The sequence below is a fragment of the uncultured Campylobacter sp. genome, assembly GCF_963517995.1.
Classification (GTDB): domain Bacteria; phylum Campylobacterota; class Campylobacteria; order Campylobacterales; family Campylobacteraceae; genus Campylobacter_A.
Genome location: NZ_CAUQHQ010000025.1, coordinates 1 through 21,518, shown reverse-complemented (window position 1 = coordinate 21,518; position 21,518 = coordinate 1). Strand labels below are relative to the sequence as shown.

The 21,518-nt window shown below is 47.1% G+C and carries 25 protein-coding genes and 1 tRNA gene; 8 read left to right on the top strand and 18 right to left on the bottom strand.

The window, feature by feature from the left end:
• From RYL88_RS04325 to RYL88_RS04285, 9 genes are all read right to left on the bottom strand, one after another.
• The coding region (locus RYL88_RS04325) for a transporter substrate-binding domain-containing protein (RefSeq protein WP_314989248.1) at positions 1–390 on the bottom strand (390 nt) is incomplete at its 3' end.
• 357 nt (positions 391–747) lie between these two features.
• The gene (locus RYL88_RS04320) at positions 748–1,515 is read right to left on the bottom strand and encodes a transporter substrate-binding domain-containing protein (protein WP_314989247.1); all 768 of its coding nucleotides are present in this window, start codon (positions 1,513–1,515) and stop codon (positions 748–750) included.
• A gap of 32 nt (positions 1,516–1,547) precedes the next feature.
• A complete protein-coding gene (locus RYL88_RS04315; protein WP_314989245.1) occupies positions 1,548–2,663 on the bottom strand; it encodes a double-cubane-cluster-containing anaerobic reductase in 1,116 nt (371 codons plus the stop codon).
• Positions 2,653–3,414, bottom strand: a complete 762-nt coding sequence (locus RYL88_RS04310; protein ID WP_314989243.1) for an acyl-CoA dehydratase activase — start codon at positions 3,412–3,414, stop codon at positions 2,653–2,655. Before RYL88_RS04310 ends, RYL88_RS04315 begins: the two co-directional genes overlap by 11 nt.
• A gap of 329 nt (positions 3,415–3,743) precedes the next feature.
• A complete protein-coding gene (locus tag RYL88_RS04305; protein ID WP_314989241.1) occupies positions 3,744–3,890 on the bottom strand; it encodes a hypothetical protein in 147 nt (48 codons plus the stop codon).
• Positions 3,891–4,116: 226 nt separating this feature from the next.
• A complete protein-coding gene (proC, locus tag RYL88_RS04300) occupies positions 4,117–5,031 on the bottom strand; it encodes a pyrroline-5-carboxylate reductase (protein WP_314989239.1) in 915 nt (304 codons plus the stop codon).
• Positions 5,028–5,657, bottom strand: coding sequence for a hypothetical protein (locus RYL88_RS04295; protein ID WP_314989238.1), 630 nt, complete (start codon positions 5,655–5,657; stop codon positions 5,028–5,030). The genes proC and RYL88_RS04295 overlap by 4 nt, the downstream gene beginning before the upstream one ends.
• Positions 5,608–5,769, bottom strand: coding sequence for a hypothetical protein (locus RYL88_RS04290; RefSeq protein ID WP_314989237.1), 162 nt, complete (start codon positions 5,767–5,769; stop codon positions 5,608–5,610). The genes RYL88_RS04295 and RYL88_RS04290 overlap by 50 nt, the downstream gene beginning before the upstream one ends.
• A 194-nt stretch (positions 5,770–5,963) precedes the next feature.
• Positions 5,964–7,223 carry a glutamate-5-semialdehyde dehydrogenase gene (locus RYL88_RS04285; protein ID WP_314989235.1) on the bottom strand — a complete coding sequence of 420 codons (1,260 nt, stop codon included), beginning with the start codon at positions 7,221–7,223 and terminating at the stop codon, positions 5,964–5,966.
• A 206-nt stretch (positions 7,224–7,429) separates the two neighbouring features.
• Here RYL88_RS04285 and nhaA point away from each other — a divergent pair, with 206 nt between their 5' ends.
• Positions 7,430–8,608 carry a Na+/H+ antiporter NhaA gene (gene nhaA / locus RYL88_RS04280; protein WP_314989233.1) on the top strand — a complete coding sequence of 393 codons (1,179 nt, stop codon included), beginning with the start codon at positions 7,430–7,432 and terminating at the stop codon, positions 8,606–8,608.
• A 20-nt stretch (positions 8,609–8,628) separates the two neighbouring features.
• Here nhaA and RYL88_RS04275 read toward each other — a convergent pair whose 3' ends face one another.
• From RYL88_RS04275 to RYL88_RS04240, 8 genes are all read right to left on the bottom strand, one after another.
• The gene (locus RYL88_RS04275; RefSeq protein ID WP_314989232.1) at positions 8,629–9,234 is read right to left on the bottom strand and encodes a hypothetical protein; all 606 of its coding nucleotides are present in this window, start codon (positions 9,232–9,234) and stop codon (positions 8,629–8,631) included.
• A gap of 96 nt (positions 9,235–9,330) precedes the next feature.
• Positions 9,331–10,050, bottom strand: coding sequence for a hypothetical protein (locus tag RYL88_RS04270; RefSeq protein WP_314989231.1), 720 nt, complete (start codon positions 10,048–10,050; stop codon positions 9,331–9,333).
• Between the two features lie 87 nt (positions 10,051–10,137).
• Complete coding sequence (locus RYL88_RS04265; RefSeq protein ID WP_314989230.1) at positions 10,138–11,028, bottom strand: DUF364 domain-containing protein; 891 nt, start codon at positions 11,026–11,028, stop codon at positions 10,138–10,140.
• Between the two features lie 169 nt (positions 11,029–11,197).
• Positions 11,198–12,325: a glutamate 5-kinase gene (proB, locus tag RYL88_RS04260; RefSeq protein WP_314989228.1), complete on the bottom strand. Its 1,128-nt coding sequence runs from the start codon at positions 12,323–12,325 to the stop codon at positions 11,198–11,200.
• A gap of 416 nt (positions 12,326–12,741) precedes the next feature.
• Entirely contained in the window at positions 12,742–13,578 is an 837-nt protein-coding gene (locus RYL88_RS04255) for a class I SAM-dependent methyltransferase (RefSeq protein ID WP_314989226.1), read from the bottom strand.
• A 118-nt stretch (positions 13,579–13,696) separates the two neighbouring features.
• Positions 13,697–14,350, bottom strand: coding sequence for a response regulator transcription factor (locus RYL88_RS04250; protein ID WP_297965895.1), 654 nt, complete (start codon positions 14,348–14,350; stop codon positions 13,697–13,699).
• Positions 14,351–14,356: 6 nt separating this feature from the next.
• Entirely contained in the window at positions 14,357–15,019 is a 663-nt protein-coding gene (locus RYL88_RS04245; RefSeq protein ID WP_314989249.1) for a NapC/NirT family cytochrome c, read from the bottom strand.
• The gene (locus RYL88_RS04240) at positions 15,016–15,456 is read right to left on the bottom strand and encodes a cytochrome c3 family protein (protein WP_314989223.1); all 441 of its coding nucleotides are present in this window, start codon (positions 15,454–15,456) and stop codon (positions 15,016–15,018) included. The genes RYL88_RS04245 and RYL88_RS04240 overlap by 4 nt, the downstream gene beginning before the upstream one ends.
• A gap of 245 nt (positions 15,457–15,701) precedes the next feature.
• Here RYL88_RS04240 and RYL88_RS04235 point away from each other — a divergent pair, with 245 nt between their 5' ends.
• Entirely contained in the window at positions 15,702–15,824 is a 123-nt protein-coding gene (locus RYL88_RS04235) for a hypothetical protein (RefSeq protein WP_314989221.1), read from the top strand.
• Positions 15,825–15,901: 77 nt separating this feature from the next.
• Here the strand turns inward: RYL88_RS04235 and RYL88_RS04230 are convergent, their stop codons facing one another.
• Positions 15,902–17,458: a flavocytochrome c gene (locus RYL88_RS04230; RefSeq protein WP_314989219.1), complete on the bottom strand. Its 1,557-nt coding sequence runs from the start codon at positions 17,456–17,458 to the stop codon at positions 15,902–15,904.
• Positions 17,459–17,799: 341 nt separating this feature from the next.
• On the opposite strand from RYL88_RS04230, the gene RYL88_RS04225 reads away from it, so the two are divergent.
• The 6 genes from RYL88_RS04225 to RYL88_RS04200 all read left to right on the top strand — a co-directional run bounded on the left by RYL88_RS04225 (position 17,800) and on the right by RYL88_RS04200 (position 21,462).
• Positions 17,800–17,875: transfer RNA gene (locus RYL88_RS04225), tRNA-Val, on the top strand.
• 183 nt (positions 17,876–18,058) lie between these two features.
• Positions 18,059–19,324, top strand: coding sequence for a tyrosine-type recombinase/integrase (locus RYL88_RS04220; protein ID WP_314989217.1), 1,266 nt, complete (start codon positions 18,059–18,061; stop codon positions 19,322–19,324).
• A gap of 10 nt (positions 19,325–19,334) precedes the next feature.
• Complete coding sequence (locus tag RYL88_RS04215) at positions 19,335–20,141, top strand: hypothetical protein (RefSeq protein WP_314989215.1); 807 nt, start codon at positions 19,335–19,337, stop codon at positions 20,139–20,141.
• A 106-nt stretch (positions 20,142–20,247) separates the two neighbouring features.
• Positions 20,248–20,499 (top strand): hypothetical protein, encoded by a 252-nt coding sequence (locus RYL88_RS04210; protein ID WP_314989214.1) that lies wholly within the window; start codon positions 20,248–20,250, stop codon positions 20,497–20,499.
• Positions 20,500–20,621: 122 nt separating this feature from the next.
• Positions 20,622–20,822 carry a hypothetical protein gene (locus RYL88_RS04205; RefSeq protein WP_314989212.1) on the top strand — a complete coding sequence of 67 codons (201 nt, stop codon included), beginning with the start codon at positions 20,622–20,624 and terminating at the stop codon, positions 20,820–20,822.
• Between the two features lies 1 nt (position 20,823).
• Positions 20,824–21,462, top strand: a complete 639-nt coding sequence (locus RYL88_RS04200) for a hypothetical protein (RefSeq protein ID WP_314989210.1) — start codon at positions 20,824–20,826, stop codon at positions 21,460–21,462.
• The last annotated feature ends 56 nt before the right edge of the window (positions 21,463–21,518 follow it).

Genomic DNA, 21,518 nt, shown 5'->3' with positions numbered 1-21,518 from the left:
GCCTTTGATATCTTGCGTATCTTTGTGAGTTATCAAAACCGCGCGAGGAACGGTATAAGGCTCGCTAAATTCGTATTTTTTCTTTCGCTCGTCGGTGATGCTTACTTGGTTAAACACCACGTCTGCCTTGCCCGCGTCAAAAGCCGCTAGCATCGCGTCCCACGGAGCTTCGACGAATTCGACTTTAAGCCCTAATTTATCGGCGACGGCTTTTGCGATATCTACGTCGTAGCCGGTTAGTTCGCCCTTTTCGTCGTGGAAAGAATACGGCGAATACGTGCCTTCGGTCGCAACCTTTAAGACGCCTTCTTGGATGGTTTTTGCGTTTGCGTTAGTTAAAAGGGCTAAGCCCGCCAAAGTAAGTAGAGAAGATTTTAGTAAGTTTTTCATTTTTCGTCCTTTTTAAATTTATCGTTAGCTATTCATTTAAAAAGGCTCGCGTATGCGGATTAAGTAAAATTCTTTTTAAATGTTTAGCGACTTGCTAAGCACTTAAAAAGAAATTCGTGCCTAGCGCCCTAGCTTTTCATCTCGCAACAACACATGTCGCACATATCGCTTTTCATGATGCACCTTTCGTTTTAAATTTAAACGACGATTTTATGCAAAAAAAGGTTAAAACAAAATAAAACTCCGCTAAATTTACGACGCGCGACTTTGAGACGGACGCAAGATAGGCGGCTAAAGTCTAATCAATCTGCTAACGGCGGCAAATCCGCCGCGCCGCCTCCAAATTTCAGCTTAAATTTACTCCGAGATATCCCTATCAAAATACTTAATCGAAATCTCTTTTAGCTTGCCTTCTGCTTTTAGTTCGTTTAGAGCCTTGTTTATCGCTTCTAGTAGCTCGGCGTTACCTTTATGTACGATCGCTGCCGTATACATCGGCTCTTCGCCCGCCTTGATTAGCTTTATCGGGGCTTTTGGGTGCTGTTTTTTGTAGTCGTAAAACATCACGGCGTCGTCTATCGTGTCGTCGGCGCGCTTGGTGATTATAAGATTTATCTGGTCGCTTAGGCTATCGGCTACGACGAGTTTTGCACCGTATTTTTCGACGGTAGGGACCCACATACTATTTACCGAGTGCGTGGAGCGCTTGCCTTTTAGATCGGCAAAGCTCTTGATATCGTCGTTGTCCTCGTGCACGATGATCGCCGAGTATGAGGTCATGTAGGACACGGAGTAGTCGTACTTTTTCTTGCGCTCTTCGGTGATGCTTACTTGATTAAACACGGCGTCTGCCTTGCCCGCGTCAAACGCCGCTAACATAGCGTCCCACGAGGCTTCGACGAATTTTGGCTTTAGTCCAAGTTTATCTGCGACGGCTTTTGCTATCTCGACGTCATAGCCCATTAGCTCGTCTTTTTCGTTATGAAACGAAAACGGCGAATACACGCCCTCGGTCGCTATCCTTATGACGCCGTCCTTCTTGATCTGCTCGAGCGAATTCGCGCTCGCTAAATTTAAACAAACGGCAAGCGCCGCGCCTAGTTTTAAAATCTGTTTTAGCTTCATGCTAACTCCTTTTATAAATTTTAATCCTAAATTTAACCGAGCAGCTCGATAAACGCCTCTAAGCGCGTGCGAATTTGCCCGACGTCTTGTTTTGAATAATCGGTCTCCAGCGACATATAGTTTGCTCCCGCTTCGCGGCTGGCTTCTTTGATCTTGTTCGTCTCGATCGCGTAGGTATGGCAGCCGCTTAGCACGACGTCGATGACGCCGTGCGCTTGATACTCATGGATAAATTCTTTGATAATATCCGAGCGTGCGTCGTTTTGATACATCACCGAACAGGGGATTTTGAGATAGCGCTCGGCGATATTTGCGACCAAATCGCCCTGCGTTTCTACGTTATTTTTAAAATTTTTCGTGCCGGTGCAGTTTTCAAAGGCTACCACGTCCGCGCCAAGCTCTTCTATCTGTTTGACGACCTTTTCGTAGATGCCGCCGCTTGGACAGCCGGTGATGATGATGCGCTTTTTGCGTTTAGCGCCGCTCATATCTTTTTCTCGCAGAGCCTTCACATAAGAGCGCAGCATACGGATCTTTTCGCGTTTGTCGTAGATATAGTCGCTCGCAAACAGCACCTGATGCGTCTCGCTACCGCTAATCGGGCTCGGATTTAGCTTGCCAAGCTCCATTAGCTCATTTAGCGCGTCTCGCTCCTCGTTAAAAAGCTCTATCGTCTCTTTTAGCTTTTCGTCCGTTATTTTCGTACCGAAACGCTGTTCCAGATAGCTCTTAAACTCCCGCAGCTCCTGCGTCCAGAGCTCTAGACTGCGCTTATTCGTCATATTGGGTAGCTCTAAAACGCGGACTTCTTTATGCTTTGCCAGCAGCTCGTACATCTTTTTCTTGCCGTCGCAGGTCGTCTCTCCGACGACTACGTCGCTAGCATTCATATAGGGGCATTTTTTCGTAACCGCGTAGCCGTAGCTTGCTTTTATTAGCGGGCAGAGATTGCGCGGAAGCTCGGCGTGAGCGGCGTTTATCGGGCCCTCGTCCGAAGCGCACAGACTAACCGGAACCGCGCCCGCGGCGTAGATTAGCTCCTTTGGCGAATACGTACAAAACGTCCCCACGACGCTCTTTCCTTCGGCTTTTAGATCCTGAAGCGCCATAGAATTTCGCTTTTTAAGCTCCGCAAAATCATACTTCATCTTTTCTCCTTCTTCCCATTATCGCAGCGCCCATCGCGCCGCAATAGATTGCGTTTTCGCAAGTAAAAATTTCAGCCCCCAGATGCTCGCTAAGAAGCCGTTTAAAGAGCGGCACGTTGCTAAGACCGCCGCTTAAAAAGTAAATTTGATTTTCCAGCCGTTTGATGAGAGAGGCGACCTTGTGCGCGGAGGAATCCACGATGGCGTAGGCGATCTCGCTAGTTTCGGCTCCATTTGCGCTTAGCGAGACGATCTCGCTCTCGGCAAAGACCGTACAGGTCGAGCTAATTTTAATCGCTGGATTTTTACGGGCAGTTTTGTAAATTTCGCTAAGCTCAAGCCCCAAGCGACCCGCGCTGATCTCTAAAAATTTACCCGTGCCGGCAGAGCATTTGTCGTTCATGATAAAATCCGCTGGTTTGCCGTTTTCTATCTTGATCGCTTTGGTGTCTTGCCCGCCCACGTCGATGACGGTGCAATCAGGCTCAAACAAAAAGTGCGCCCCAAGCCCATGGCATAAAATCTCGCTCATGCTCAAATTTGCGTACTCTACGCTCACGCGCCCGTAGCCCGTAGCCGTCACGAAGCCATCGCCGTAGCCTTTTTGCTCCAAATTTTGCTTGATCTGGCGCGCAACCTTGACCGCGCTAAAGCCGCTTGGCAGCAAAAATAGCTCGCAAAATTCGCCGCGTTCGTCCATAACGGCGACCTTTGACGAGGTAGAGCCGATGTCGATACCGATAAAATGCATACTCTGATCCGTAGAAAATTTTTCCGACACGCGGAGCTAAATTTGGGCATAAATTTAAACCCGTCAAAAATAAATTTGCAAAAATCGTAAAAAAGTATTTGTGCAAACGTAAATCGCGACCGCGATCTGCTTTGATTGAAATTATAGCCAAAATCGGGCGTAAAAAGCGGCGAAAAATTAAAAAATATTATTTTTCTGGTAAAATTCTAACTCAAAAGGCGCGAAAAGACGATACGCCGAGCAAATCTGAGATAAAGCGTTTCGTTTTACCTTGCGCAAGCTCTCGTAACGCTACGCTCATCGCAAAGACGCAAAAATCAAATACCGCGCTAAGTCAAACACCCTTTTTCTTCTTCCGCCGCGCCGTAGTCTTGCTTTAAGTTTGCCGCCATGCCCGCTTGCACGCACTCTTTGGTGGCGTTTAGGTCGGGATTTTTGCATTTTTTGACCTTTTCTAGCGTATCTGCGGCCAGCAATGGCGAAAGACCCGGCTCGCTAGAAAATAAATTTAGCGCCGCGAGCAGCGCTGGGAATAATCTTTATCGGTATCTTTTTTTAAATTTAACGCGCGATTACGGCAAAAGCGCGGCGGAGCGTTTTTAGGCTTAGACAAGAATTTAGTCGTAGGTAGGAATTTCAAGCAAATACAAAACGCATAAATTTACTAGACTTAAATTAATCGGTAAAGCAAAAGCCGCGAGCCTAACCCCGCGCTTTGGCGATGCAAGCGGCGATAGCCTGCATCAAGGCGCCGCGAAATCCGCCGTTTTCAAGCGCTGCAAGTCCCTCGATCGTGGTTCCCGCCGGCGAGCAGACCTCGTCTTTTAGCGCGGCCGGATGCTTGCCGCTTTGGATCAGGCGCGCCGTTCCTTCCACGGCTGCGCAGACAGCGTCGTAGCAAAGCCGCCTAGGCAGTCCGCCCCGCACGCCGGCATCCGCCGCAGCCTCGATAAAGGCGCACGCATACGCCGGCAGGCTGCCTGCGATGCCCGTAAATGCGGCAAACCCGACCTCGTCTATCTCGTAAATTTTACCGATTTTAGCGATTATCTCGCGCACGATCTCTTTCTTGGGCTCGCTAAATCCCGCGTCAAAGCAAAGAGCCGTGGCCGACGCGCCGATGCAAGCGGCGATATTTGGCATCGCGCGAGCGATATAAACGCCCTCGCCGGCGATTTGCCTAGCGCGATTTATGCCAAAACCCGGCGCCAAAAGAAGCAAAATTTTGCCCGCAAGCTCGGGCGCGATCAGGCGCAAGATAGCCTCGTAGCTAGCGGGCTTAGTAGCCAGCACGACCGCATCCGCTTCGCGCGCTAGATCCGCTTCGCTCGCGGCTATTTTTACGCCGAATCTTTGCCGCAAAGCTTCGTTTTTGCTTCTGGCGCAGGCTAGGATTTCAAATTTCGTCTTTTTTTCGCATTCGCGCGGGCTCGTCGTATCGCTCGTTTGCGACAGATTTTCCGCCCCGCGCGCCTCGCTGCCGCCGTCAAATTTTCGCTCGTCCTCAGCCGAGCTTCGCCCCGCGCCGACCTCGTTAGGTTGCGCGCGCCAAAGCGCCTCTATCATCGCGCCGCCCATATTTCCGCCGCCGATGAAGCCGATTTTTACGCTTTTCATTTCGCCGCCTTTCTTAGAGTGCCGATTTTGACCGCTTTGCCCGCGATCGCCTCGCGTACCGCCGCACTATCCGCCCATATCGCCCCCGTAACCTGCCCCGGCGCCAAGGTATAAACGCCGCCCGTTTGCGCCTCGTCGCTAGCCTTAAAGTCGTTACCCGCGACCAGCTCATAAACGCCGTTCGTGTCGTTTTCAAATTTGATCGCCGCTTTTAGCGTCGGCTCCATTTTCTGCTTCGCCGCGCCCGCGTACTGCTCGAGTATGTTTTTGCTAAGCTTGCCGTAGACGTCGCCGTCTTGGCTTAGATATATCCGCACGGCGCGCTTATCCGAGTTTTTGCCGCCCTTTTCGCCCTTGCCTACGCTAACGCTCATCTCATAGGCGGTTTCTCCCGTCGGGAAGTCCTTAAATTTAGCGTCCGGGACGAAAATGCGAACATTATCCGTTACCGTCTTCGTTTCGTGCGTCTGCGGCGTTATGTCCGTTAGCACGATCGTGGATTTAACATCCGCACCTTTGTCCGAAACAAGCGCGGAGATCGGCACCCGCGTAAGTAGCGTCGTCTCGTAGCAGCCGCTAAAAATAAACGCCGCGGCGAGAGCAAATATAAATTTTAGTTTTTTCATCGGTTTCCTTTAAATTTATGCCGATTTTAGCATAAATTTCGCCTTTGCGTGCCTGCACGCCGACTCGCGACGGGTCAAATTTCATCGCCGAAAAAGTCGCCGTCGATGCCATAAATCTAGGTATCTTGCCGCACCGAAAAAATACTAATTCGGCTTAAATTTGGCCCCATTTTAAACGTAAAACGATAAGGCGAGGTATTTTTGTCATAGGCGAGGCGGATAAGCAAGGGCAAAGGAGCGTATATATAATACGTGACTGCAGCCCGCAGTGAAATCCAACGAAGCATATGACAAAAAGACAAGCCGCTAACGCGTTTGATAATTGCCGCGGACGATATATTTGTAAGTCGTAAGCTCCCTCACCCCCATCGGCCCTCTGGCGTGTAACTTTTGCGTGCTGATGCCGATCTCGCCGCCGAATCCAAACTCGCTACCGTCGCTAAAACGCGTTGATGCATTGGCGTAGACGACCGCGCTGCCGACTTCGCTTAAAAACCGCTCGACGTTTGCGTAGTTTTCGCTCAAAATCGCGTCCGAATGCCCGCTAGAATGCGCATTTATAAAGCTAATAGCCTCGCTTACGTCCCGCACGGCGCGCACGGCCAAAACGAGATCCAAAAACTCGGCGCCGAAGTCGCTCTCACTTGCAGTCTTGACGTTTGCCAAACCGTGCAACTCCAACTCGCACGCGCCTAGCAGCTGCTCGCTCACGCGAAACTCGACTTCAGGTATTTCACGCACTAGCTTAGGTAAAATTTCGCCCGCTATGCGCCCGTGCAAAAGCACGCACTCTACGGCATTACAGACGCTTGGGCGCTGGGTTTTGGCGTTTTTGATTATCTTTGCGGCCTGCTTTAAATTCGCGCTCTCGTCGACGAAGATATGACACACCCCAGCGCCCGTCATGATGATCGGCACGGTCGCGTTTTGCGCGATAAAATCTTTTAAATTCTTGCCGCCGCGCGGTATCAAAACGTCGATATATTCGCTCATTTTCGCCATTTGCGCCACGACTTCGCGCTCAGGGCTTTCCACGAGTTGCACCGCGCCCGTCGGTAAGCCAAATTTCGCCCCCGCTTCGTTAAATAAATTTACTAAAAAGATATTCGAATTTAGCGCGCTGGCACTGCCTCGCAGGATCGCGGCGTTACCGCTTTTTAGCGCCAAGGCCGCCGCGTCGATGCTGACGTTTGGGCGGCTCTCGTAGATGATGCCGAGCACCCCCAGCGGCACGCGTACGCGGCTGATTTGCATGCCGTTTGGATGGCTCCAGCCGCCTAAATTTTCGCCTACGACCTCGGCAAAGCCCGCCACCTCGCGCACGCCCTTCGCCATAGCCTCGATGCGGGCGTCTGTTAGTCGCAGGCGGTCTAGCAGCGCCAAGCTAAGGCCCGATTTCTCGCCGTTTGCAAGGTCTTTGGCGTTTGCCGCTTTTATAGCCTTTTTTTGCACTAGCAGCTCGTCCGCTACGGCGTTTAAAATTTCAAATTTAGCCTTGCTACCAAGTCTCAAAAGCTCGCCGCAAGCAGCCTTTGCACTCTTACATATATCTAGAATTTCATTCATTTTCGCTCCTTAATCTATAAAAACCGTACGCAAGCGTCCCGCCCTAGTAAACGCAAAAGTAGCCCGCTAAGCTCGGCACAGCAATTTTTAGCGACACGCCTACCAAATTCGCCTTTAAATTTGACTTGATTATAGCCAAATTCGCCCGAATTTTATGCGAGCGTAAAAATACGCTATAATTGCCAAAATTACGAAAAGGAAGCAAAATGGGCGGGATAAAAGAATTTTTAAAACACGAAGCTAGCGGCGGGATTTTGCTGATGATCGCTACGATCGCGGCGCTACTGTGTCAAAACACGTTTTTGAGCGATTTTTACAACGAATTTTTAAAGACCAAATTTACCGTGAGCTTCGGCGAATACGGGCTAAGCAAGCCCCTGATCTTGTGGGTGAACGACGGGTTGATGGCGGTATTTTTCTTCCTCATCGGACTTGAGCTAAAGCGCGAGGTCTTGGAGGGCGAGCTAAAAAATCCGTCGCAAATCGCGCTACCTGCCATCGGTGCGGCAGGCGGCCTGATAGTGCCCGCGGTTATCTTTTATCTTTTTACGAAACACGACTCCTTCGCGCTTGGCGGCTGGGCGATACCGACGGCGACAGATATCGCGTTTGCTCTGGGGATTTTGAGCCTACTCGGGCCTCGCGTACCGACTAGTTTAAAAATTTTCCTCATGACGCTGGCGATCGTCGATGATCTTTGCGCGATCGTGATTATCGCGCTATTTTACACGAGCGAGCTTAGCGCCCAAATGCTTGCGGTCGCGAGCGTTTGTCTAGCCGCGCTTTTTGCGCTAAACAGACTCGGCGTAAAGAGCAAGGCGGCCTATCTAATCGTAGGCGCGGTGATGTGGGTAGCCGTGCTAAAATCTGGCGTTCACGCCACGCTTGCCGGCGTCGTGGCGGCCTTTTTCATACCGCTTAGTTTTAAAGACGAGCCGGGCAAATCTATGCTAAAAAGCATCGAGCACGACCTACACGGCTGGGTGGCGTTTGGCGTGCTGCCGATATTTGCCTTCGCAAACGCAGGCATCTCGCTGCGAGGCGTCGGGCTGGACGAGATTTTGTCTCCGGTCGCGCTAGGCACGGCGCTGGGGCTTTTCGTCGGCAAGCAAGTCGGAGTATTTGGATTTAGCTTTTTAGCGATCAAATTTAAGCTAGCCAAGCTGCCCGAGGGGTCAAATTTCATCCAACTTTACGGCATCGCCGTGCTTTGCGGCGTAGGATTTACGATGAGCCTTTTTGTTAACAGCTTAGCCTACAACGACACGGACGCCTTTGCCTACACCGACAAGCTTGCTATCTTGCTAGGTTCGGTAGTTTCAGGCGCCGCGGGGTTTATATTACTTAAATTTAGCGCCAAAAACCAAAGCTCGCTAGAAAGATAACCCTGAGCAAGCCGGCTAAATCATCCAGGCCGGCCGCTGCGTAATCTATAAATCAAATCGCAAACCACGCCGGCAAACGCCGCAAAAATCGCGCCGATAACCAGAGCCGCGGCAAGATTATAAGGCGCGCTTTCGTTTGCAAGCGCATAGGCGTCAAACAGCACGTAAGCGCCCAATACGCCGCCCATCCCCTCGGGCGCAAAGAGCAATCCGCTAAGCGCGAGAAAACAAAATCCGCCAAGCAAAACAAAGCTTGCCGTAAGTTTGATTAAATTTACCCGCCTAAAGTCCTCTTTGCCGTAGTTTAGGCAAAAAACGGCCGCGAAAAAACACAGCCAAAAACACGCGGCGCAGGCGTAAAAGGCTACGACTTCGATTTTTAATCCGTTTTTAGCCAAATCATCTAAAAACGGCGCGAAAATCCGCACGGCGCGGATAAAGTCCGTCCAAAAATTCGACCGCAAAATCTCATCCGAGCTCAAATTTAGCGCCCAAACTCCAAGCGCGGCAAAAACTATAACGCCCAGCGCAAACGGCGTAGCGCACGCTAAAACCGCCCGAGAAAACAGGCTTTTGCGGGGCTCGCCTGTAGTAACCTGAACGAACTCATATCTAGTTTTATCCATCTTTTTCCTTTAAATTTGTGCGTATTTTAAAGCGTGCTTAAAAATACCGACTTAAAACCGTCAAATTTGACGGTCGGCGAAGTTCGTCCGCGAGACTTAGATAAATTTTAATCCATTGCTTTTTAGATAAAAATTCCGCCCCGCTAGGCTAGCGGCTGCTTTTGAGATCCAAAAGTCCGCCTTTACGCCGCCGTTATCGTTTGCTACTTTCGCCTTTTTAGCAAGCTTTTTTATACTCGCGACTAGCTGCGTATATATGCGCGACATCTCGTAGCCGTCCGTCTCGTAGCTACCGCCTAGATCGCCGTTTTCGTCTCTTAGGCTGACTGTTTTAGGATAGGCTAGTCGCAGGCCAAAGACGCCGTCTGGCTCAAAATACGCCGTGCTAAGCCGCTTTTTCTCGTCGTTATAAAGCAAATTAAAAGGAGCTAGCTTCGCGCACGGCTTGGCGCTATCTAAAATCCTAAATTCGCCTTCAGCCTTGCCCTCAAGCGAGTCATCAAAGTAAAGCTTATCCTCGCCGTCTATGAGATATAGCCGCACCTCATCATCCCAAAGCTCGCTTGTCCGCCCGTCCTCGCGCAAGATAATTCGCTCGAAATACCTTTCGTAATCGCTAAAAACTTGCTCTTTGGGTATAATCTTACTCTGCGTTTTTTCGCGTATGCGGTCGGCTAAAAATACGAAATCCTCCCTGCTAATAACGCTGCGAAACTCGCTTGGAGTAATGACGAAATCAAATTTTTTCCACGAAAGCGCAAAATACATACTTTTTCCCGTTAGATCTAGCTTGCAACCATCTTTGTTCACATGCATACTTTTCCTTTCTAATTTATTGCAGCGTTTTGGCCGCAGGCTATAAATTTACGCGCTCTTTACGAGCAAAGCACAAAACTCGGCAAATCACGGCCTTTTAATCCACGTGATTTTTTCGCCCTCCGCGAGGCTAAAATTCTTAAATTTAGCCGCAAATCCGTCCGCGCTCATCGTAAATTTACGGGCGTATTTGCCTAAAAAATGATAACCAGAGCCGGCCTGCGCGATGACGTCTAAAAGCTCGTCCGCACGCTGCGTATATACGCCTCCCGCGTAGCTAACGCCCCTAGCAAACAGCGGCGCGGGCGACATCGAAACGGTCGGCCCCACGACTACGGCCTTGGCGCCCTCTTTTTTTAGCGCTAGGATATCTTCTAGCGTATCGTTTAGCAGCGTAACGCCCGTGATTATGAGATTATCGGCCGCCCTAATCGCCTCAGCCGCCCTTTCTTGCGGGACGAAATACGCCGCCTCCTGCGGTTTTAGCACGCTTTTATCAAGCTCTAAAATGCGAAAATCCCTGCCGTTTTTCATCATAAATTTGATATAAGGCACGAGCGCGCCCACGATGACGCTAAGCGAACCCTCGCGGACGTCAAGCTCATGAAACGGATCGGCGTCAAATTTAACCGCATGCGCGCCGGGGTTTTGCTCGAAACAAGTCTGCGAAAGCGCGTTTAAAGCCGCTACCGCGATGGTTTTTTTAATCGCGCCGTCGCTATTTAAATCCCGCAAAAGAGTTCGGACGTTTTTGCCGCAGATATTGCCCGCATTTGGCATAGAAGCGGCTTGAGAGGGGCAGCAAACGGCCTGCGGGATGGCTTTTAGCGGGGTGTAGCTCACGCCGCAAACGCCGTTGCTTAGCTTCACGCCGGTAAAAAATAGCCCGACGACGACGCGCTGCACGCTTAAATTTTCGATTTCGCCTCCCAAAACGGCGTAAATTTCATCCAAAGTTTCGTTTAAAATTTGACCCATATATGCTCCTTTTTTATCAGCGCCTCGGCTAAATTTAGCAAAACCGAGCCCAGCGATTTTGCCGCGTCTGCTTAAATTTCACCCGCCGCGCAGAAAATTTGCTCTAAATTTGACGCAAATTTGACACGATGACGACTAAATTTAGCCGCAGGCAAACCGCAAAATTAACCTAAATCAGCGCGATGTTGTCGATATGTAGCGCCTCGTCCTCGTATTTGTAGCCAAGAACCGCCTCGATCTCCTCGCTCTTGCGCCCTTTTATGAGGGCTAGCTCGGCCGAGGAGTAGTTTGTTATGCCGCGGGCTAGCGCCTTGCCGCTTGCGTCTTTGATAGCGAGCGTTTCGCCGCGCTCAAACTCGCCCGCCACCTCGCGGATGCCGACTGCTAGCAGGCTTTTGCCATCTTTTAGCGCCTTTGCCGCGCCCGCGTCGATAGCGACCGAGCCTTTGTCCGCGGCGGAGTAGGCGAGCCAGTATTTGCGCGAATTTATCCTATTTTTACCCGCCAAAAAGAGCGTCCCGACCTCGTAGCCCCGTGCTGCTCGCACGATATTTCGCGGATCCGCGCCGTTTGCGATGATGAGGTGAGTGCCGTTTTTGGTCGCCATTTCGGCTGCGGTTATTTTGGTGCGCATGCCGCCGGTGCCAAATTTACTGCCCTCCGTGCCCGCAGCGGCTCTAACGCTATCATCTAAATTTTCGACTAAATTTATAAATTTAGCGTCCGCAAAAACGCTTGGATTTTTGTCATACAGCCCGTCGATATCGGTCAAAATCACGAGCAAATCAGCCTCGATTAGCCCCGCTACAAGCGCGCTTAGCGTGTCGTTGTCGCCGACTTTTACGCCCTTTATTCCCTCGCCCACGACGGGGTCGTTTTCGTTGATGACGGGGATGATTTTTTTAGCGAGCAAGGAGCGCAGGACGCTACGCATATTTAGATAGCGGCGGCGGTCGCTAAAGTCGTCCTTGGTTAGCAGCAGCTGCGCGATCGTTTTGCCGTGCGCCCAAAATAAAATTTGATAAAGATGTATGAGCGAAACCTGCCCGATGGCCGCAAGCGCTTGTTTTTCGACGATGGATTTTGGCTTGTGCGCGAGCTTCATCTGCCCCATGCCCGCACCCACGGCACCCGAGGTAACAAAGACCACTTCGGCGTTTTCGTTTAGTTCGCTTAAATTTGCCACGATTTGTTTGATTTTATCCTCGTTTAGCGAGCCGTCCGCGTTTGCTAGCGTTGAAGTGCCGATTTTTACGACGATGCGTTTTACGCTGCCTAGAAGCTCTTTTCTGTCCATTTTATCGCTCCGAAATTTTTGAAAATTATACCCAAAACGGCTTATTTTAAATTTTAGCTTTATAGCGCGGCGGCGGCGCGAAATTTAGGTAAATTTAACCAAGCGGCGCGGCCTTGCGGGCGGTTACCGCGTAAATCAAACGCCTGATAAAACTCGCGGAATTTAGCCCGGCGTTTCGTTTGCGGCAAATTTCGAGCGTTTACAAAATAACGGGTGTAGTTTAAAACTCGGAGCGAAATTTAAGCCTCGCCGCGTTCGTTCGCGCGCCATTTAAACCGTGCCGTAAATATCTAAAATGCCGATGCGCGCCGCAGGCAAGCTAAAACACGCGGCAAATTTACTCCGCAAAATCCGCATAAACGCCTAGCCCGCTCTAAGATTCAAACTCGCGGCGAATTTGGTCGCCGAGCGCGAATTTAGCTTAAATTTAGCCCGTAGACGCACATCTTGCACGAGTTTTTGATCTTGCTAAAAATGCGGAAAATTTTCGCCGCGAGGCACCATTTCTCGGGCCTTATGTCCATCATCACGCCCGTTTTTAAAAGCTTAATGCGCTCGTCCCACGCCTCAAGCGACCTCTCGTCGTCGATGCCGAGTTTAAATTTAGGCGGATTTGCGATATAGCGCAGTACGTCGTGCTTTTTAGGCTCTATGCTAGCGGCGAAACGACTGAGCAAATCAAGCATAACTACGCCGCTAAATCTCTGCGCCAAATTTCGCATAAACGCCGAAATTTCGGGCTCGCTAAAATACATCGCCACGCCTTCTAGCACGAAGATAAACTTCGCTCTCTCGTGCCGCGCGCGCAGTTCGTCCATCCACGCGGTCTCAAACATCGAGGCTTTGAGGCTAAAATTTAGCGCGGATTTTGGCACTAGTTCATCGCGCAGGTCTATGACGTCGGGTAAATCAAGGTCGTAAAACACGGCGTCAGGCAGCTGCTTTTCAAGCCTTAGCGGACGCGTATCAAGCCCCGCTCCGATCTGGACTACGACTAGCTTTTCGCCCGCGTTTTTGCGAGCGAAATCTAAAATCTCGTCGTCGAAAAACCGCGCTCTAATCACGGTGCCGGTTTTGCTAAATTTGCCGCCTTTAAATTTAGCGAAATCATAATCTATACGTTGCATAACAGGGCGCGAAAAAGGATCGCCTAGGATCGGGTCGGGCTCGTCGTTATCCAGCGCGCGAAAATACAAATTTATAAACAGCGTCTCTGAAATCGCGTCGTTAAATTTGACCTTTTTTGCTTGCATAGCCTCTCCTTTATGATAATCTATCGCAATTATAACTCAAAAAGGAGGAATCCGCGCTTTTATTTTACGAGGCGGCGTAAATTTAGCAGGCTAAATTTAGCGCAAAAGACGGGCGCATTTACCCGTCTATACTATAGCCGATACTGCGCACGGTTTTGATTAGCTCAAAAGGCAGCTTGGCTCGAAGCTGACGCACGAGCGAGCGCAGACGATCGGACGAGACCTCTTCGTCCTTATAGATACTCCACTCAAGCTCTTGGATCGTTACTACGTGCGGGGCGTTTTTGGCTAAAATTTCTAAAAACAATCCCTCTTTTTTGCCGAGCATTATATTTGTGCCGTTTATGTGCAGCGTGAGGCTGTTTTTGTCGTAAACGGCGCCGTTTTTTAGCTCAAATTTGCTTCCGAGCAAAATTCGGCAGTTTCTAAACACCCTAAACAAAAACTCCTCGGACAAAAACGGCTTAACCATAAAGTCGTCGTATTTGGCGTAGTAAATTTTCTTATAAAGCGCGGGAATGGCCTTATCTATCAGGATCATAACGGGAGTTAGGCTCCCGTTATCTCGCAAAAATTTGACCGAGTCGAAATTTGCCAGATCCTTCGTCTTTACGTCGATGACGTAAAAGATGTAGCGGTTGCCGCTATAATAATCCTCTTTTAGCTCGCTTAAATTTTCAAAGCGAACTATGCGGATGTTAAAGCGGTAAAGCGCGGCGTTGAGGTTTAGCTGCATCTGGGCGTCGTCGCTAACGAGCAAAATTTTCTTCATTTTAGCCTACTTTTCGGTGGCATTGCCTTCTTTATTTTCTACTTTCGGCGCTACATACTCCTCCCCAAAATATGCCTTCTTTATCTCTTCTTTTTTGATTGCGGCTTTCTTTTCGTAGATTTTGTATTCAGGCTTCCAGTAGTTTAGCATATTGTTTAGCCCGCTGTGTCCTACCTCGGCGTGACAGCTAGCGCAGGTTAGTTGCTTATCCGTATTTAGCAAGCTTTGATAGTGAGCGTGCATCTTCCTAGCTTGCGGGCTTGTTAGCTTATTATCCACCAAATTCGTATGGCAGCTAACGCAACCGTTGTCAAATACGAAGTGCTCTCTTTTCTCTCTGTTTTTATGCCAGTCTATAGCCTCCGGGTCTTTAAAGAAATGAACGTATCCCTCCATTAGTCCGTTTTTAGCTTTAGTTAAAACGTATTTGGCTAGGTTGTCGTGAGGTATGTGGCAGTCTACGCATTTAGCCCTTACTCCGCTTTTGCCTTTGCCGCTGTGAACGTCGCTACTATAAGCTATAACCATAGGATCCATCTCGTGGCATACTACGCAAAACTTCTCTCCGCTAGTTTCTTCTAGGGCGTAATGCACGGGAAGTACGACTAAAAACCCTATAATGCCGCTTACTAATATAATAAGCGCTAGTACTTTCTTTGAAATTTTCATGGCGTTACCCCCATCCATTGCGGAACTTCGTGTTCGTGGCACTCCGTGCACATATTGGTTGATTTTTTATGCTCGTTGTGACACTCGTCGCAGTATAGCGTAGGGCCGTCGTGAACCGAGTTGTGGGGATTTGCTTTTAGCAGATCCATGTATTCTAGTCTTTTAGCTATCTTTTTCTTGTCGCCGTGACAGGACAAACAGCCTTTATCGCCGATAGATTTAAATTTACTAGCGTCGTTTCCTTGTCCTTCGTGACAATCAAGACAGGTGAAGCTTAGCTTTTCGTGATGAGGTTTTAAAGGGTGTTTGGCTCGCAGTTCATCGGTAACGTTAAGATCGACTAAAGACGTTATCTTTGCGCTTGGGGCTTCTACGCTAAATGCAAAAGAGCATAGTAGCATAGATGCGCACAAGGCGAGAAATGCTTTATGTTTCATGCGAATTCCTTTCTGTGAGGAGTTAAAGAGATATACTCTTTTACCTTTAAATTTGAGGGGCAAATTTAGTTTTTAAATTTAACTCTTTAAGTAAAAAACAACCTCAAACGGTTGTTTTTTACTTTGTTGTAAAGGAGGTGGGGGCTTAAATTGCGAAGTCGCTCCCCACCCCCTTTAATCCCCCTCCCCCTACGACGCTTTTAAGGTGGCGACACTGCTTTGCCTTGCAGGCAAAGCGTCGCAGTTTGGGAAGTGAATTTTATAAATTTGCCGTCAAATTTAATCAAATATCGCAAGCCAAATTTGACCTGCGATACGAAATTTGCAAGTATTTTGAGATGGATTTGAATGTTGTGCAGAAATTTTAAGTCAAGGCTAGACAAGTAGTCTGCCGCAGACTTAAAATTTCAAACCCATTCAAAGACACTCGAAAGACGCCGCAAATTTAGGCCAGACTTTCTCCGGCTATCATCCCAAACACTATACAATCAGTGATCGCAACGGTTCCCAGCCTGCTTGCGCCGTGCGTACCGCCGGTAATCTCGCCCGCCGCGTATAGGCCCGGGATCGGTTTATTCGTCTTGCTTGAGATGACCTCGGCTTTGGTGTTGATCTTTAGGCCGCCCATAGTGTGGTGAGGCTTCGGCGATAGGCGGATGACGTAGAACGGTCCTGCTTCGTTAATCTCGCTTAGCGCGCTTTCTTGTTTGCCAAACTCGTCTTTTTTAGCCTTTACGCCTTCGTTATATTTCTTGACGGTTTCTTTTAGCGCGTCCGCAGGCACGCCGTATTTGCTAGCGATCTCATCTAGGCTCGCGCATTCGCCTACTAGCTTGCCGCTTGCCATGCCCTTTTGCACGACCTCTTCGCTTAGGTCTTTAAACGCCATTTTGGTATCGGCGAATGTTATCGGATAGGCTTTTGGATCCTCGCGTAAAATTTTAAATTCCGCGTCTGCGCGAGTCTTGCGATCTGCAAGCTCGTTCATAAAGCGCTTGCCCGTGCGCACGTCCACGGCGATACCGTATTTAAACGTGCCTTGCTGAGTTAGGATCGGAGCGGTGCCAAAGCCCTTTTCGTCCGGGCTCGCCCACGGACCAAACTGGATCCAGTCTACTTGCACCGGATACGCGCCGATCTCAAAGGCTTTTAGCAGCGCGCCCGCGGTGGCTCCCGGGTGGTTCGTGCTATCGACATCGTCCGGGATGCGCGGGTCTTGCAGCTTGCGGAAAATTTTATCGCGGCAAAATCCGCCGGCTGCTAAAACGACGCCCTTGTTCGCTTTTAGCGTCTTTTTCGTGCCGCTCGTGTTTTCTAGATCGTCGCTGTAAAGCTTATCGTCGAATCTATACTCTTCTCTGATCGTCACGCCCACGACGCGGCCGCTGTCGTCTAGCACGAAGTCGTCAAATTTCGCGCGGCGTCGAAGCTCGCAGCCTTTGTCTTTTAGCGCTTCGAATTTCTCAAGCATCGGCTGGATGTAGCCCGAGCCGCTATCATTCGTCGTTAGCATCGAGCGTGCGACGCTGTGTCCGCCGAAGTGCGCGCAGTGATCCATTTTAAACTGCACGCCGTTATCGACGAGGAATTTAAACGCGTCCATACCGCGATCGACCAATGTCTCCAAAAGCTCGGTGTGGTTTATGCCAAGACCGGCTTTTAGACAGTCTGCGATAAACAGCTCTTTGCTGTCTTTGATACCCGTTTTTTCCTGCACGGGGTTCATCGGTACGCTCATACCGCCGCCGTTGATGACGGAGTTGCCGCCGATACGGCCCATTTTTTCCAGAATTAAGACCTTATTGCCTTTTTGCGCCGCTTTTAAGCCCGCCGCAAGCCCCGCAAAGCCGCTGCCGACGATGATGACGTCCCACTCTTCGTCAAATTTGACGTCTTTTGCGTTTAGCGCGCTTGCTTGCGCATTTACCGCACCTAGCGCGAGCGCGCCCGCACCCGCCATGCCTAGCTTTAACACATCGCGTCTTGACATTTGCTCTTGCATACGTCCTCCTTTGGATGAAATATCGTAATAGCATTATAGTTATAATATCGTGAGTTTACTATGAGTTTTATTAAAAATTTGTTCTATTTTATAAATCCCTAAATTTAGGGAAAATTTGAAACATTTTATGATTTTTCCTGAATTTATTAGGAAAATTATTTTAATTTTTTTGATTATTTTTATTTAAAATATAATTTTTATGTAACTTATATTTATTTGCCTTAAATTTTAAAAGGGATTTTTTAGCCGAATTTCATTTCAAAACCTCAAATAAATCTAAAATTTAAGCAAACTTCAATGTAATTTTAGATAAATTCGCATTTTTAATTTATTCGCAGTTCGGTCCCGTAGCTCAGTTGGTAGAGCACTACCTTGACATGGTAGTGGTCGATGGTTCGAGTCCATTCGGGGCCACCATTTATCCCTATTTTCACCTATTCTTAATATTCATTTCGGTTTAATTTTACTCAATAAATACCCCATAAAAGGCACTTTTATACGCATTTAGGTATTTTTTAATTTTACTCAAATATAATTCGTTGTAGTTTTAAAAGGTAAGAAATTAGGTAAGAAATATTTATTAGGTAAGAAGTCGATAAAATGGCCAATGTTTCAAGAAACTATTTAACAGATCGGGACATAAGAAAACTTGACCCAAAAGACAAAGAGTATATTAAGGCTGTAGGAGCCCCAAAAGAACTATACGTCTCTATTAACCCAAGCGGGCTTAAAAGTTTTTTCATTAGACTAAAAGACAAGAAGCGGAAAAAGCTAAAAGACTTTAGACCTGGCATTTATAGCGTAGAAGAAGCAAGAAAAGACGCGTTAGGCATATTGAACAACCTAGAGCAGGGCAAGAGCTTAGAAAATCTTGATCGCAAAAACAGTAAGTATATTTTTGGTAATTTAGCCAATGAGTGGCTAAATCAAAAAAAGGCCATAACCCTTGAGAGTTACTATGTAAAAATCAAAAGTCGCTTAGATACGTATATACTACCATCGCTATCTACCAAAGACGTAAAAGACATAAAGGCGTCGGACTTAAAATCTTTATTAACGCCCATCTTTAATCCCAATAACCCCAACAAATCAAGACTTGAGACGATCCACAGAATAATAGGGTATTTGAAAGATATTTTTAAAACACCTTGTAGAGACGGTTATATTTCTCTAGATCCGACGCAGTATTTGAGTGAAGATTTTCCAACAGCTAAATTGTTTAATAAGAAAAATGGAATTGATACAAGGCATCCTGCGCTAATAGATGATGATTTGATAAAAGAGTTTATCCAAGATTTGAAAAACAATAACACCGTTGAGCTTAATACAAAGCGGGCCATCTACCTGCAAATACTTACAGGAAATAGAGCCGGGAATACGGCGGAGGCCAAATGGGAAGATATTGATATGGAAAACGGGATTTGGACCATACGACCTACTGAAATGAAAATGAGAGAAACCCACCATGTATTTTTGAACACTTATGCCCTTAAAATTTTAGAAGAACAGTTTAGGTATAGTCAGAATAGTATATATGTTTTTCCTAGCATACAAGCGGAAACGGGTCATATTGCAAGCGGAACTATAAATAAAGCGATAAAGAATATGGGGCACAAAAATAAATACAAAGGGCTAGCAACGGCGCATGGCTTTAGATCGACGTTTAGGACGATTTGCACTTTAAACAAGGCGGATCTACTGAAGCATGGCGTAACGGAAGAGGCGATCGAGGCTAGTCTGGCGCACAAAGAGAAAAATCAAATAAAAGAACACTACCAGCGCAAGATGGCAAAAGACGATGTGAGGGCCAAGCTGATGCAGTGGTATGGCGATCACCTTAACAGTATAGAAAATTTAGGAATTTAAAGGAGCTAGTATGCGAGAGCAAGAATATTCTGAACTTCTAAGTGAGACAAAGCGTGGATTAAAGACGGGTGAAAATTTAGCAGTAAAAGCTATCCAAAAAACTACATCTGCCATCTCTGGCAGTAATTTTGCATTTAGTAAGAACATAGAGGAAAAGCTAGGTGAAGCCTATGGCAACCTCACAGAGCAAGACGTTATGCTGCTATCTTCAAAGGGCATAGTCTGGTCAGTCTCTATTTTGTTATCAATGTTTTTGCAAGATTTTATCAGCCTTAAACAAGCACAAATCCAAGCGAAACTCAATGGAAATAAAATAAAAAAAGAGATGAAGAGAATATCTGAAGTTTTTGCCGAAACCAAAAAGATTTTAGAAAAATACTCAAAAATAGACGACGAAGAGGATGAAAAAATCAGGGTTGCACATAAAGGCGAATGGCCGGATTCAATCATAGCAATGATAAGTAAGCGTTTTGAAAAAACGGGTAAGCCATATGTGAGAAAATTTATACCAAGAAGAATAAATGATATGTCGACCCAGCTTATATCAGATTTAGAAGAAGCTGAAAAAGTAATAACTACCAGCACTAGATACAGTGGCGATATTAAAGTCTCCATCTCCCCACTTGCAGAGTTTCAAGACATTAAAATGGAGTATAAGGAAATACAAACAGAGCGTGATCTAAAAAATCATTACAGAGATATACTGTTAAAAATATCCGAAGAATACAAACTACCTATAAGGGTTATTACTCGCAATGAGTTACTAAATGCGATCTGCGATTTTATAAAAAGTGAGAAGCTTATACCAAAGCACTAAATGACAAAATAAAATAAGTTTTTATACTTTTATACAAATTAACTTGTCTTTTAAGTAAAAACAATATAAAATACTCCAAATCAAAATTAAAAGAGGAGTATTTACAATGTTAGTCACTTCAAACAATACGAACACCACACCACTACCAACACCTCAAAGTTTAGCTGATGAATGGATGACCCCCGAGCAATTAGAAGCAGAAATCGGCTTGAACATAGCAGCCCAGGAGCGTATGCGCATGAGAAAACGACAGCTGGGCGATAAAAACCCATTACCGTTTAGTAAATTTGGCAGAGTGATACGCTACAGCAGAAAAAGAATTAATGAGTGGCTATTAAATAACAAACAAAAGGGATAAATCCTTGTCTAGCTTTTTAAGGGCAAGACAAGGAACTATAATAATAAGTGAGACGATTATTATACCCTTTGCCCATAAAAAGTCAAGAAAATCCTAATCTAATCTCTTAAAAAGGATAGACTATGAGACATTATGGAAACGGTAGCCGGGCCAACGAATATAGGCTAGGGATAGACAGCGAAAAAGAGACCAAAGAAGCCAAAGAATTCTTACATCAAAGAGAGCTAGAGCTAAGAGCGGCAAAGGAGCGAGAGAAAAGAGAAGCTAGAGCCCGCGAGCTAGCCAAGCTTGAAGCCGAGCTGCACGATTTGCTAGGGGCTTGATATGGATGTTTTACAAGCTCAAAGGCAAAGGCTGGCAAAAGCCCTACAAAATGATAAAAAAGGCATATTTAGTAAAATTTACAAATCTTACGATAGACGCTTTTTTGATAGTTTTGGCGGCCTTGATACCCTAGTAGGCTTTTTAGGGCTAAATACCAAAAATAAAATCACCCTGATACTACAAAACGACAAAGGCCACTTTATGCGCGTTTTGGATTATGCTAATTGCGAGCTATACAATGAGCTTTACTCGCAAAGCGATCCGTTTAGAAGCGGAAACGCCAACATCTGCATCCAAAAGATAACGGGCAGGCACGTATTGATGGTAAGCGGAGCCTATCAGGATGCGCCGTTATTCGAGATTTTAGGCTTTGATTATCTATGTTTCAAAGATGAATTCGAATTTAGCGCAGGAGTTAAATTTACAGAGGCTCTAAAAGCCTATCAGGGCAAAAAGATTATACTTTTTGATAGACGCTTAAACGATGCGACTAAGGAAATTTTGAATAAAGAGCTAAATGTCGATGTACGGCTAGTGGGCTCGTATTTTTACGAGTTTATAAGGTTTAGTGCCAATGATAACAAGCACTATGAGAACAAATTTAAAAATATACTAGATGGATTAATAAAGGAGGATTAGTATGTCGTTTGCAGATAGATACGAACCTGAAACAAAAGCCTCGCCTAGCAAAAAGG